Origin of the sequence: Anaeromicropila herbilytica, from assembly GCF_016591975.1 — a bacterium.
GTDB classification, from domain to species: domain Bacteria; phylum Bacillota; class Clostridia; order Lachnospirales; family Lachnospiraceae; genus Anaeromicropila; species Anaeromicropila herbilytica.
In genome coordinates, this window is sequence record NZ_AP024169.1 from 2,503,941 (window position 1) to 2,517,826 (window position 13,886).

The following is a 13,886-nucleotide window of genomic DNA, read 5'->3' on the forward strand; positions in this document are numbered from 1 at the left end:
GTTAACCGTTCGTTATAGAATATAATAGGTCATTAACTTCAGTAGCAATTTAATATTACCTTATATTGCCATATAGCTATATCTTATTTGCGTAAGTATTATGTAAAATTTATGTAATAGGAGGGGAAGGAAGTTTCTTTGTATGTTTATATTAATAAACAAAAAAAGTGACAGGTCATCCCTGCCACTATATATTTATTACATTTCATCCTATATTCTTTTATGATTAAAATGAATAATAGTTACAATCCCGCTGATTACAATCAATACAATCGTAACGACAATTGCTAAAGTATAATCTTGTATCTTAGTAGCGCCTGCTAGCAACTCCACCCCCCTAGTTAACTTAGTTGGTAGAAGATCTACTAACTTAGGAATCATACCAAGTAATAAAACAACCGCATACATTAACCCCGTCGCAAGCAAGACTGCAGTACTTGTATTCAACAACGATGAGAACAGCATAATCAGTGATATAAGCCATAATCCAAATAAATATGATGTAAATGCAGCAAATACACAATGTTTTGCTGTGCTATTATCCCAGAAATATGCATTATATCCATATGTGATTCCAAAGCACAGTAGGTAACATATGCTCCAACTTATCAGTACTGCAAGATACTTCGACACAATTACTTTCCACCTAGGAAGTCCCTTGGTTAGCATATTGATCAGAGTTCCTTTTTGATATTCTAAAGTCAGTACTCCACAGAACATAACAACGAACGCAATAAATTCCATCGACATATTCTTATAATACTGTTGCCAAGAAGTAAGTGCTGTTACAACGGTTTTTCCAATTGTGATGCCTTGATCTTTCATTGAGTCTGCAAGCATGTCGTACATCCAAGGAGTAAGTTTTGCAATTGCAGGGCTCATGATTCCAAAGATGACAAATAGAATAAGTAGAATATATACCTTTCCAGTTCGAATAATCTCCATGAATTCTTTTTTGGTAAATGCAGCTAACTGTCTCATTTGCTGACCACCTCCAGAAATAAGGATTCCAACGTTGGCTCACGCATCTCAATCTTCACTGGATAGATCTGATTTTCATACAACAATCTCATAGCTGCCATCATATCTTCTTTTGTTTTACCATTAAACGAAAGTTCTGTTCCACTTAGAAATTCGCATCCCATATAAATATTTGCGAAGTTTTTCGCATCATCTACTTTATCGAACTCAATCATAAATCCATCACTTTTTCGCATATTTCGTATCTCTTCTAAGGTACCGTTTAATGCAAGTGTTCCATTATGAAGTAAGCCAATTTCATCACATATACGCTCAACATCAGATAAGATATGAGTAGAGAATATTACTGTTGTCTGTTTCTTAATCGATTGTAAGATATCAATAATCTCTTTTCTTCCAATTGGATCAAGAGCTGAGGTTGGTTCGTCACAGATTAATATCTTTGGCTTATTAAGAAGCGCTTGTGCAATTCCTAGTCTTTGCTTCATTCCCCTTGAGAACCCTTGGATTCTTTTATTTGCTTTTTCAAGTCCAACTAATTCTAGCAGTTCCGGAATTCTATTTTTTATCTGGCTCTCTGCTACTCCAGTGATTTCTCCACATAGTCTTAGATATTCTGTTGGTGTCATATATCCATAGAACTCTGGCACATCAGGTAGATAACCAATATAACGATTTGTATTTGTTTGCCCATATGTTACACGTTCTCCATTTACCTGAATGACACCAGAATCTACGGAATATAATCCTAGAATCATCTTCATTGTAGTTGTCTTTCCCGCACCATTTTCTCCTATAAATCCATAGATTGTATTCTCTGACACCTGAAATGACAAATCATTAAGAATCTGATGACTACCAAATCGCTTTGATACATTTGATAGTGTTAACATCTCCATCTTAGGCATCCTCTTTTCCTAATAAGAAATATAGAATTGGTCCTACAAATTCCATACCAACAATAACAATTATAATCCATAGGACACGGTTTCCTCTTTTATAATGATCATGTGTCAGAATATGACGTAATGTGATTACTATTAATAAGACTTCCGCAATCACTAACGGAATTAAAAATGGTAATGCTTCTGATAGTTCCATAATAACAACTCCCATCTGTCGCCTTTGGCGACCTATAAATTCAATATGTGAAATGTCTTTTATTTCACACTAGTTAAACATTTCTTTTTCTTTCAATTTGCTTCTTTAAATGAATATATTGCTCATGTTCAAATAAGATACTTAATCCCGGATACTCGATCGCAGGGATTAAACTATCTAATACTACTCTTTCATTCCTTGGTGCATCTGTTTGCAGATCAAACCCTTGAAACCATTCCTCTAATCGGTTAAAATAGTCATCTCCATGAAGTACTAATCCGCTTTCAATAAAATGTAGACTTCCATTTACAAAGACCGTAAGTTCTACTAGTGCTTTCTCTATTTGTTGATGTACACAATAGTATAATGCAGATTGATAATGATACTTTAAAGTTGTATTCGGATGCAGACTCTCCAATTGATAAGCTTCTATGATCTGATCGATTCTATGAATTGTGGTATCACAAAATTCCTGGTCCCTAATATGAAATCCGATCATAGCGATACTATTCTCCACTAGATTTAATAACTGTGTATATATCGTGATCTGACTATGAAGTTCTGCCTTTTTATTATCACCAATTATCTGGTATGCTTGAAATAGTACCAAATCAGATTGTGTAATAAATTTCTTTAGTTCATAAAGTGGCTCTAAATCCTCAATTACATCTTTTGCATTTCCCAGTGTAAGATTCGCGACTGCTTTAAGTGCGATAGCCTCATTGCATAACCCTACCTCGTTGCATGAAGCTCTAATATGATTGCATAGCTCTACTGCCTCTTTCAGAATCGTTGTTTGTTTTTCTCTATCCTCTGTTAGCATAAAATGATTGATCCAAAGTACTACAATCTGCATTAGTAACGGATAACAGGAATAATATTTCTTCACAAATTGCCTGCTCCTTGTTACAACCTCATCAAAAGGTAGTGTGGCAAAATCTGATGCCAGATCCTGATAACATTTCTTAATCTGCTCTGGACTCATCTGAGGCTCATAACCTAACAATTCATCAATACTGACATCAAAATATGCTGCAATCTGGGGTAATAATAATATATCTGGATAACTTTGTTTGGTCTCCCATTTGGAAACCGATGCTTTCGTAACTCCTAGAAAAGTAGCAAGTTGATCCTGCGTTATTTCTTTCTTATGCCGAAGCATTACGATATTATCAGATAATCTTAGATAACTCATCGCGTTCCCCCTTTCTCTTAAGTATATTATACTATAATTAAAATAATTTTAAATGGATTTACAGTTGATTTTGTGATACAAAGTCAACTGATAGGATACAAAAGTGAATCAGATTCAGTCTCAAAGACATACCGATATATTAAGTTAAGCAGAGCATTAGACTCTGCTTGAATTATATGTACATATAAATATCAATATCAACCATAAGTTATAACGAAATACGATTGATTATCACATGCTAAATCTAACAAATGCGACACAGCCATATTCATTACTTTGCACAAGTCCTATATGATTATAAAATTGAATAGTTTCCTCACGATTGTCAGTAAGTAATATCGTTTGATATACATTTGAATATTCTTCTAATATCTGCTTTATCAAAGCACTTCCGATTCCTTCACGTTGATATTCTTTTAATACAATGATATCTTGGATATATATCATGGAATAGCCATCCCCTACAACTCGAATTACTCCAACTATCTTTTCTTCCGAGTAAGCAATCAGAATTCTCAATGAATTGTTATATGCATTTTCTAACATTGGTTTATTATTAATATAATTTGCCCATCCGGCATCCTTATATAATTCAACAACCTCTTCAAAATTATTTTTTTCATAACTTTTTATCTTTAAATTTATCATTCATATTCTCCATTTTTTTTATTAGTTTTTTCTTAAAAATATTTAAATAGCAAACGTCTAGTATCATGAACCAAATATCTCAATTTTCTCTTGATATAGCACTTATATCCACTCTTTCATTTATTTTATAGTATCTATAATTTATATTCAAGATTTAAAGTGTTACAAGTCTTTTATAAACACAAAATATGAGTGTGAAAGTGATGTGGTTATATCCTTTCACACTCATATTATAAATCTTCCTATTGAATAGGATTTCTTAAATCAAATACCATCTTAAAAAGTTTTAAAAATTGCCCAAAGGAAAAGCTAGTTGCCACCATCATAGTAATTCCTGCCCAAGGAATTGCTTTATCCAAAAAGTCATCACCATGAAATATCGTGGTAAAAGCAAAAAGATATAGAATCATGCAAGAAAATAGAAACAAAGGTATGGATAATTCAAATAGATGGTAGATGATTCTTTTATACATTTCGATTTTAGAAGCATTGTCGCTAAAAATGGTATTGGCAGTATCCCAACCTTCTCTCTTCTTACGAAAATAGAACCACTTACCATAGTGAAATACATATTCCCAACCATAATCTAAGAACATCTGAATATAACTCTCGTCTTTCTCTGTATTCTCATTGAAATCAAGCTGATAGATCCATTCTTCAGCATTGCATTTTTCAAAATAATACTTTATACCATTTGTTTTTACGAGCTTCCAACCAGACTTATGTTGTTCTAATAACCATTTCTCTTCTTCCTTAAAATCTGCAATACCAAATTTTTTTCTCTCGATCTTAGTTTCCATTATACAACTCTCCCTTACTATTTTTGTATAAACGTTCTATTCTCTTGAGCTCGATATCTAGTATGTTTTGCCCTAAATTAGTGATGATATATAGTTTTCTACTATTTGTCTCTTTTGTATATTGAATTAATCCATCCTTCTCCATCTTGGACAGATTCGTATACATAGTTCCTGCACTAATCACAATTTCATCATTCGTCATTTCTTTCACGCGTTCCGTGATATTATAAGCATGCATTTCTTCTTGAAGACAGAACAATATATAAAAACCAGTCTCTGTCATAGGTATATATATTTTTTGGATTTTCTTATTCATATTGCACCCCCATGTAACATTAAACTTGTACATTCCTTTGTTATATGAATTTCTACTATATCTTAATGTGATATTATATATACTTATATCATATCAGATATCACTACATTTTTCCATATAATGTATGTACTTTTATTAAAATTAAGATGTCAATTATCCTTAATCCATAAAATATTTTATATGCATGAGTGTTGTATTGAAAAGTCATATATATAACAAATCATTATATATATGAAATTAAAAGAATGTACTTTTGTAGTGTATTAATATAAGCTCCATGGAAGATTAAACGTAATAAATTAAAAATGATTATTTTAAAAAAGGTAAGACAAAATATACATTGATTGCCTTACCATTTTATACATGCTAATATTCATAACTTGAAGAATATACATTTTTAATCTTAATTGTATATTCTCTTCTATATTATAATTTACCTTTTAAATGATTTTTATTCCATTTCCGGTATCCATACACGCATCTCATTTAACCCACGATTGCCCCATGCATAATATGGTATGAATGTAAGGTAACATGCGTCTGCTTTCGGACGTTCTAGAGAATAAAGAGATTGACTTTTTCTGATACGATATCCTTCTATCGTTAAAGGAACAATACCGTCTAATATGTCCTTATCATATTCTTTTACGCTTGTCACAGCGTCTTTCTTTACTCGTAGACCAAGAACATCTCCTTCATTATCCATTCCTTCGAGACAGTATACTAGAGGCCCACTTGATATTGCAACCTTTCCACTGTCGTCACTGATATTGCTACGAGCGAAAATTCTCTTCACACTCATATCAAACTCAACCGTAACTTTATCATTTGTTATAAAGGTATTCGTTATATATGCATATCCGTCTTTTACAACATACTCTGCTTTCTTACCATTTAACTGAATCGATGTACTTTCACTCCAGTAAGGTATCCTAATAGCCAGACTCATATCTATCTTCCTATCAGAAGGCTCGAATATGTACTCTACCCTTCCTTCATATGGATAATTAGTCTCAACCCTTACTTTACCTTGTTTCTCTGATAATTTAAGAGTTCCTCCAATAAATAGATTGGAATAAAGTGTATTGCCTTCCTCACTCCAAGCATATTTACCTATTGATGATAATAGCCTAGCTACATTAGGAGGACAACAAGCACAAGCAAACCAGTTTGGACGTTGTGGTAACGTATGTGGATGGGTTTTTGCTTCTCCTGAGATACCTGGGATTACTTCAAGTGGATTCACATAGAAGAACTTTGTTCCATCTAATTCCATTCCGGCAAGCACGCAATTATAGAGAGCTCTTTCAATGGTATCTGCATATTTGCTGTTCTTATCTAATTCGAACATTTTCCTTGCAAAGAAGATGAGTCCAACGGAAGCACAAGTTTCGGCATAAGCTGTATCATTCGGAAGATGATTATCCTTAGTAAATGCTTCTCCTTCATAGGCAGATCCGATTGCACCTGTCACGTACATTCTACATTCTGTGATATTATCCCAAAGTGTCTTACATGCATTGACTAATGATTCATCCTTGGTTTTGGCAGCAACATCTGCCATTCCAGTGTAAAGATACACCGCACGTACCGCGTGACCTACAGCTTTAGTCTGTTCACGAACAGGTAGATGAGCTTGAGTATACTCTTTATCCGATGCATCATTACCCCATACTTTCCAATCTCTTTTCTTACTCTCCTTTATAAAGTAATCTGAATCTACTCCTCTTGTATTTACAAAATGAGTAGCAAGTTCTAGATAATGTGCATTATTCGTATATCGATACATTCTCATGAGGGCAAGTTCAACCTCGGGATGGCCAGAATAACCTTCTGCTCCTTCTTCTATAAAATGTGTATAGATATGATCCGCCATTCGACACATAATATCTAAAAGCTTTGTTTTACCAGTACTCTTTGCATAAGCAACTGCCGCTTCCATCATGTGTCCAGCACAATATAATTCATGTGCTTCTTGAAGATTCGTCCATCTTTTCTCTGGTTCCTTTACTGTAAAATATGTATTCAAATAACCATCTTTATGTTGTGCTCTACCTATCAAATCAATGATATCATCGCACCTTTTCTCCAATTCATCATCTGGAAACATTGCTAATGAATATGCCGCTGCTTCTAGCCACTTAGCAACATCACTGTCTTGGAATACCATACCATAGAATTCTCCATCGCAAGTACCCGTTTCTATTTTCTGTGCAGCAGCTCTGAAATTCTCAATTGCATGACTTTTCTCCACATTTGGTATCTCATCTTTTAATACTTTTTCCTGATAAGGAATCACAGTATCCTTTATTAAATGTTCATAACGCCCGAAAAACTCATCGTTAATTGTAAAATCCTTCAAGATATCTTTCATCTAATATATCCTCCTGGTATATGTAATTGAAAATAGAATTATTTGTGATACATGTATATAATACCTATTAGTTTGTATTATACATACGTAACAGTTAAATTATAATGGAGTATCTTCGTAAGTTTATGTATTATTTTCGTTACAGTCTATTATATAATTACTGAAATATATGTATTTTGTGCACATTTTAAATTGCATGGCTGAACTGTAACTTATTTACTGATAGTTAGAATAATTAGATTAGAAGGTCAGATCTTAGGAATATAAGTATTTCTAAATTTACGTGGAGAAATACCTTTCTCCCTTTTAAATATCTTGCTAAAATAAAAAGAATCGTAAAAACCAGTTTGTGCAGCTATCTCTGCAATAGGCATATCCGTTTCACATAAAAGTTTTACTGATCTTCCAATTCTAAGCATTAATTGATACTCTTTTATTGTCATTCCTGTATTTTCTTTAAAAAACGTACCCACATATTTATATGTAAGTCCCATGACTTCTTCTAATTCTGTTGACGTAAAGTTTCTTGTGTAATTATGTTCCAAGTAGTTAATCATTTCTTTCGTTCTACTATCTTCTTTTGCATTCTCAGATTTTCCTTGTCCTAATTCAAAGCAATTGAGAAGAATATTCCATAAAGATAGATTCATACGAACAAGACTGGTCTGTTTAGAATCATGAAAGAGTCCAATTAGTTTTTCTAGATCTGTTTCAAGATTATTTCCAATTGGAAGATGTAATATTTTCGGAAGTGTTATATAATACCTAAACTGATCTAAGCTTAAGCTTTTGTTATATGTAATGGAATCCCTTAGTTCAAGTGGTTGCATGTTACTCCCAATCTCATTGGTATAAAAGTGAATATAATACCATGCTGTATTTGCCTTAAATGGTTTTTCTCCCCAATGATGCAGTCCGCTTTTTAAGAAAAATAATGTACCTGGTGTTAATAGATAGGTAACTCCTTCTTCAATAATCTCCATCTCGCCTTTTAATAAATAAATTAATACATGATAATCTGCAATTCTGTCACAATGTACATAGGGTTTTAATGCAAGTCCAAAATCTGTTTCCCCAACCATAGGAAGTGAATTACATGGAATCTGGCAACAGCAATCCTTATTCATTCGATTCTCCTGATAAATGTAATATTTTCTTTTGTTTAGCTGATAAACTAATTATATCATTATTATGGAGATATTTCTATAAATAATGTGTAACTTACAAAAAACGCTGACTTATCATCAGCGTTTTTAAATACAAATTTATTTTTCAATTTCAAATTGGCAGTGTACAACCGCAGTAATTTCTTTTTCTAGTGATGAAGTGTCATTAACACCAGCATCTGCTATCTCATTAGAATAGAGAGGTGTAATCTGCATAACTCCCATATCAGCATACTTTAAGTCCCCAAGATGATTTCCTGCATTTTCAGCTATCATCTTACCACGCTTCTTCGCATCTTTGGTTGCTTCTGCTAACATGCTAACTTTCAGATCAGCTAGTTTTGTATAGAAATATTGTGGTGGATTTGATTGAAATGCAACTTCTTGATTCAGTAATTCCGTCGCATTTCTTGAGATTTCTGTTATCTTATCAATTTGACTAGAGCTTATTGTTACGGTTTGACTAAGTACATAATTATCAATTTCGTTTGTATAATTGCCCATACTATTCATAACATAGTTTGTTGTAGTATTAATAGATGAAAATACAAAATCATCTTTTGCAATTCCTTGTTTTACTAGATAATCTGATACTTTATTTCTGCTTACTTCAAGCTTTGTGTACGCATCCTGTAATTTTTTCGATTGCGAAGTAAAACTTCCTGTCCAAACGATGAGATCAGATGTAATTTTCTGTTTTGCAGATCCTGTAACTATGATATTTGTCTTAGAAGCTTTCACCTTTACAACTCCATTTATCATAATTATGGAAGATGTAATAATGCCGATTACCAGAATGAGAGCAACTACGATATGGCATAATGCTCTTTTATTACTATATTCGTTCATCAAATTCTCCTCTCGCATGATGAATATTATTTAGGATTCGAGGATCAAAAGTTCTATTTTAGTGTACCGAGTGTATAACGATATATAATTATACATCAATATACAGAATTTTAACTATGTATGACTTTTGAATCTCTAATCCATTTAGGTAATTGCGAAACTCCATAGTTTTGCTATTTGTTTGCAATTATCTAGATACTATTTTAAACAAAACCTATCTATCCATATATATTCTGCAAGTTTAACATCTATGACAAATATTGTATTAGAATTTCAATTTAATCTCCAAAGACATACTCTATAATCATATCCGCACATTCTTTCGATGTATGTAGGCTTGTATCTACTTTGTAGCAATACTCAATCTCCTCCGCCAATATATGATATTGCTCTTCAGACTGTGTTTCATAACGATCACCTCTCTCTATATTCCTTTTTTTGCACACCTCAAGTGGACAATATACTTCTATAATTTCTAATGGATAGCCGTTAAAGATCTCTTTTAATTTTAGATAATGAGGTCTAATCTCTGGTTGTTCAACAATGATTCCATCAATAATGATATCTTTTCCATAATCGGAGAATAATCTTGCAGTGCGATACATCATTAGAATTACTTCACTAAAATACTTCCAAAAGTCCTCCTTTAGATATTCCTCTCCAATCACTTCTTCAAACAAATCATTTGCAACTACATATAATATCCTATCTTTACGTGCCTGCATTTCATCAACAATAGATGTTTTACCTGCGCTTGTCACTCCATTTAAGAAAATAATTTTTCCTTTTTCACTCATTTTTACTTCCTCCTGGTGTTAATAATTAATTGTATCTATATTTATAATAAAAGAAATAATACTGAAATACATTCTCATAAACAATTAGAATGAAAAATAAGAAAACCGTAATACTAATGAGTTGGCTCATTAGCACTACGGTTTTCCACTTACTATTTACTATTAATTACATATTTTTTTCATCGTAGATATAATACGATAAATACTCTTTTCTGAAAGATAATATCGATCTGCTAGTTCTGTGATACTGATTCCATTTACATAGCTAAGATATATATCGTTATTTCTATCAATTAACTCATTTCGATACCCGCTTTTTGTACCCCAATCTAACTTATCATCTAGTTTTATGGGTATGTACAAGCACTCTCCATTAATATATTTTTGGATTTCTTTTAATAATTCTATTGGTAATATGTCTTCTGCCTTCTTATAGCTCATTCCTTTTCTCCTTTTGCTAAATTAGTATGAAAAGGAATTTCTAAGCTTGAATTCATGGCAAGAAGAGATTAACTATTAAAATATTAAAGGTAAACCCTTCTTATATTATTATTTTGCATTTTTCTACCTTTACCTTTCGTTAATTATTATATGAGATAACAATTCTCAATATATAATACTGTTATGATATTGTAAATATATTTATATAAATTCAACTAATATATCTTCACTGTGGTACCTTTTGGAACGTTATCATAGATCCACTTTGCATTTTCCTTCGCTAATCTGATACAGCCATCCGATAAGCGCATTCCAAGCCTTCCATCTCTAACAGTGCCATTTAGATTATAGATAATAGAGTGAAATAAATAATTTCCCTTAAATTGAGTGTAATACCAACACTTATATCCTTTCTCTACTCCAAAGAATAATCCTTTTATTCCAACGGAAAAAGTCCCCTTAGGTGTTGGAGTGGAAGGCTTTCCAATCGTGCATAAATAGCTTTTCACTAATTGCCAATTACCTTGACTTCCTGTATAGATGTTTACTTTAAAAGCTTGAAGATTAACCATAATTAGATAGTTGGTAGGACTTGAGGTATTGCTTAAGTATGTTGTATCATTTATAGCAAACATACGATTAAAATAATTATTAGGAGATTCCATCTAATTTCTTTCTTTATACTTTTAAATCATTATATGACTACTACCCTAATTAATTGTATACTTAATGTTATTCTCGCATTTTCTTCAATTCTCTGTTAATATCAATTGCTGTTTTACTATCTATAATCCAACTAATTCCCATCGTAAATAAGTATACAGCAAATACAGATATAGCTAATAAAAACGTAACCTCTGCGTTTTTTAATAATCCAGTAACATATGCAAACCCTAATTGAGTAATTACCAGTAATATAAAATGAAGGATTTTTCGAAATAGCATTTGCTTAAAAGTAAGTTCGTTTTTAGAATAGAAAATGTAAGATGGCAATATTGCAACAATTCCTAATATAAGAGGTGATAAAAAAGCATCATATGGAATCCTCTCATTAGGATACATATTCATACCTAGGAAAGCAATAGCCATTGTAATACCAGTAACAATAATAAAATAATTTTTAAGTAACTTTTTAGAAAATTCTATAAAACTCAATTTTACATTCATTCCTTTCATTGTACTAAAAACCAGCTAAAAATCTGTTCTACATTAAGAGTCAAAATAATAAAGTATGTACTAAATACGTAGTATCTTTTTCAATTCTGGTACATAAGACCTTGAAATAATAACTTGTTCTCCATTCAAAAGTTTCGCATTAAACCTACCATTCAGTGCAGGTTTAACGCTTTCAATTTTCAGAAGATTGACAAGAACTGATTTCGAGCATCGAAAGAATTTCTTCGTACTATATATTTCTTCTAACTCGTATAATTTATTTTTAATTTCATATACATTATTTTTGAGATAGGCGTATACCTTATTATCTACCCCTTCAAAATAGTAAACATCTCTAAGAGGAATTTGACACTTCCTAGCATCTTCATATCCCAAAAGCGTATCATCACGAGATTTTATGAAATCTATTATTTCTAATACTTCTTCATTTGCTTTACAACACCTGATTAAAACGTGTTCTTCTTCTTTTTTGTTCACTTTTTCAATACGAACTCTCATAGTTACCTCAAAGATTCATTAATATTGTTCTTGTAGCTCTAATTCTTTATCATCTTTCAAATAATAATTAAAATATTTCAAAACAACTTGATTCATTGTCTGTATACAATAACGACTGTTAATATTGCCAGTTCCTAATAGACTTGCTAAAAATGGTGAAGCAATCGGTAAATCTGTAAAGTTTAAATGACCTGCACCTTTAAATACAATATTTCTTGCATCAGTAGCATTTTTAGCAGCTACCATATTAGCATAAGAATCAGCATGCTTAAGTGCAGATTTATAATGTTCCTCATTATAAATATTTAATATAGGAACTGGATAAGGTATTTTGTTCAATATTTCTTTTCCATTTTTATATCCAATCCCTTCGCCTAACATCGTACCGTCTATCACTATCACTGCATCTATATCAGTACGTTCTCTAGCAACTTCAGCTGCAGTCGCTCCACCAAGTGAATGACCAAATAACCCAATCTTATCCACATTTATTAAGTGATATACCATATCTGAATCTGATTTTTTCGTTTTATTCAGAATATCATCCAATACAAAATTAACATCATCGATTCTAAGTTTTAGCCATTCATGAGAAAGCTCATAGGTTTTCTTTTCATCATATTTATCATTGGAGACAGCCATAGAATCATTGATAAACTGCTTATTAGCAAATACGGATTTGCCATCTGTTTGTTTTGTTACAAAGGCTTGATAGGTATGGTCAATACTACATACTACATAGCCGTTACTTGCTAATTCTACATAAGTAGAACGGTTACTTCCTCTATATCCGAACGCACCGTGTGAAAATATGGTTAATGGATATTTACCGTTTGCATTCTTAGGATACCAAAACTGAATCGTTACTTTACGGTTATCTTTATTATCTAAGAAAGCTTCTAATCGATTGGAATCAGTTAATGTATAACTTACAGTACCGACCTCGTATTTGCCAGTTGGCATAATAGGTTTAGATTGTGGGAATATTAACGCGGGTAATACTGCTAAAGATATGAAACATAGATTTCCTATACAAGCAATCATAACATATTTTCTCTTGAAAGTCTTCTTGATTTTGCCTTTACTTCTAATAAGATAATCCACTGCTATCAAGGCTTTGATGAATAATAAGAAGAACAATAAATACCACCGAAAGCTCCATTTTATGATGCTGATTATTACTAGTACCGATAGAAATAGAAATATTCCTATTTTTGCAATGCTCTTCTTTTCTTTTTGATAGGATTTGGTTAATAAACAATATACGGTAAATCCTATTTCAGTTCCTAACAGTAAAATTAAAATTATAGCTCCTAACATTTCATTTCCTCCATATTCTTTTAGGTTATATTTTCTGTAATCACCTTTCTACACTGGAGTATAGCCGAGAAATGATATGGTTTCAATGAAGTTTCAGTGAAATGCATTAATCAACTGTAAGATGCATAATACAAAAAAATAAAACCTCAATCCATCAATATTAGATGATGAATTGAGGTATGTTATTATTCATGAGCATTTCGTATATGTAGTGTGCATATTAC

General features: G+C 31.9%; 16 protein-coding genes. All 16 read right to left on the bottom strand.

The window, feature by feature from the left end; all coding sequences use genetic code 11:
- Positions 1-210 precede the first annotated feature (210 nt).
- Positions 211-981, bottom strand: coding sequence for an ABC transporter permease (locus bsdtb5_RS10540; protein ID WP_271715976.1), 771 nt, complete (start codon positions 979-981; stop codon positions 211-213).
- Positions 978-1,880, bottom strand: a complete 903-nt coding sequence (locus bsdtb5_RS10545; protein WP_271715977.1) for an ABC transporter ATP-binding protein — start codon at positions 1,878-1,880, stop codon at positions 978-980. The genes bsdtb5_RS10540 and bsdtb5_RS10545 overlap by 4 nt, the downstream gene beginning before the upstream one ends.
- 1 nt (position 1,881) lies before the next feature.
- Positions 1,882-2,082: a PLDc N-terminal domain-containing protein gene (locus bsdtb5_RS10550; protein WP_271715978.1), complete on the bottom strand. Its 201-nt coding sequence runs from the start codon at positions 2,080-2,082 to the stop codon at positions 1,882-1,884.
- Between the two features lie 73 nt (positions 2,083-2,155).
- Positions 2,156-3,277, bottom strand: coding sequence for a helix-turn-helix domain-containing protein (locus bsdtb5_RS10555; protein WP_271715979.1), 1,122 nt, complete (start codon positions 3,275-3,277; stop codon positions 2,156-2,158).
- A 231-nt stretch (positions 3,278-3,508) separates the two neighbouring features.
- Positions 3,509-3,925, bottom strand: a complete 417-nt coding sequence (locus tag bsdtb5_RS10560; protein ID WP_271715980.1) for a GNAT family N-acetyltransferase — start codon at positions 3,923-3,925, stop codon at positions 3,509-3,511.
- Between the two features lie 242 nt (positions 3,926-4,167).
- The gene (locus tag bsdtb5_RS10565) at positions 4,168-4,725 is read right to left on the bottom strand and encodes a DUF2812 domain-containing protein (RefSeq protein WP_271715981.1); all 558 of its coding nucleotides are present in this window, start codon (positions 4,723-4,725) and stop codon (positions 4,168-4,170) included.
- A complete protein-coding gene (locus bsdtb5_RS10570) occupies positions 4,715-5,041 on the bottom strand; it encodes a PadR family transcriptional regulator (protein WP_271715982.1) in 327 nt (108 codons plus the stop codon). The genes bsdtb5_RS10565 and bsdtb5_RS10570 overlap by 11 nt, the downstream gene beginning before the upstream one ends.
- Positions 5,042-5,492: 451 nt before the next feature.
- Positions 5,493-7,415 (bottom strand): glycoside hydrolase family 127 protein, encoded by a 1,923-nt coding sequence (locus bsdtb5_RS10575; RefSeq protein WP_271715983.1) that lies wholly within the window; start codon positions 7,413-7,415, stop codon positions 5,493-5,495.
- 248 nt (positions 7,416-7,663) lie between these two features.
- Complete coding sequence (locus bsdtb5_RS10580) at positions 7,664-8,542, bottom strand: AraC family transcriptional regulator (RefSeq protein ID WP_271715984.1); 879 nt, start codon at positions 8,540-8,542, stop codon at positions 7,664-7,666.
- A gap of 138 nt (positions 8,543-8,680) precedes the next feature.
- Positions 8,681-9,430 carry an SIMPL domain-containing protein gene (locus bsdtb5_RS10585; RefSeq protein ID WP_271715985.1) on the bottom strand — a complete coding sequence of 250 codons (750 nt, stop codon included), beginning with the start codon at positions 9,428-9,430 and terminating at the stop codon, positions 8,681-8,683.
- Positions 9,431-9,708: 278 nt separating this feature from the next.
- Positions 9,709-10,227 carry a phosphotransferase-like protein gene (locus bsdtb5_RS10590; protein ID WP_271715986.1) on the bottom strand — a complete coding sequence of 173 codons (519 nt, stop codon included), beginning with the start codon at positions 10,225-10,227 and terminating at the stop codon, positions 9,709-9,711.
- 162 nt (positions 10,228-10,389) lie between these two features.
- Positions 10,390-10,668, bottom strand: coding sequence for a CD3324 family protein (locus tag bsdtb5_RS10595; protein ID WP_271715987.1), 279 nt, complete (start codon positions 10,666-10,668; stop codon positions 10,390-10,392).
- Positions 10,669-10,883: 215 nt separating this feature from the next.
- The gene (locus bsdtb5_RS10600) at positions 10,884-11,333 is read right to left on the bottom strand and encodes a L,D-transpeptidase (protein ID WP_271715988.1); all 450 of its coding nucleotides are present in this window, start codon (positions 11,331-11,333) and stop codon (positions 10,884-10,886) included.
- Between the two features lie 67 nt (positions 11,334-11,400).
- Positions 11,401-11,844: a DUF3021 family protein gene (locus bsdtb5_RS10605; RefSeq protein ID WP_271715989.1), complete on the bottom strand. Its 444-nt coding sequence runs from the start codon at positions 11,842-11,844 to the stop codon at positions 11,401-11,403.
- A gap of 60 nt (positions 11,845-11,904) precedes the next feature.
- Complete coding sequence (locus bsdtb5_RS10610; RefSeq protein ID WP_271715990.1) at positions 11,905-12,342, bottom strand: LytTR family DNA-binding domain-containing protein; 438 nt, start codon at positions 12,340-12,342, stop codon at positions 11,905-11,907.
- Positions 12,343-12,360: 18 nt separating this feature from the next.
- Entirely contained in the window at positions 12,361-13,662 is a 1,302-nt protein-coding gene (locus bsdtb5_RS10615) for an alpha/beta hydrolase family protein (protein WP_271715991.1), read from the bottom strand.
- Positions 13,663-13,886: the final 224 nt, after the last annotated feature.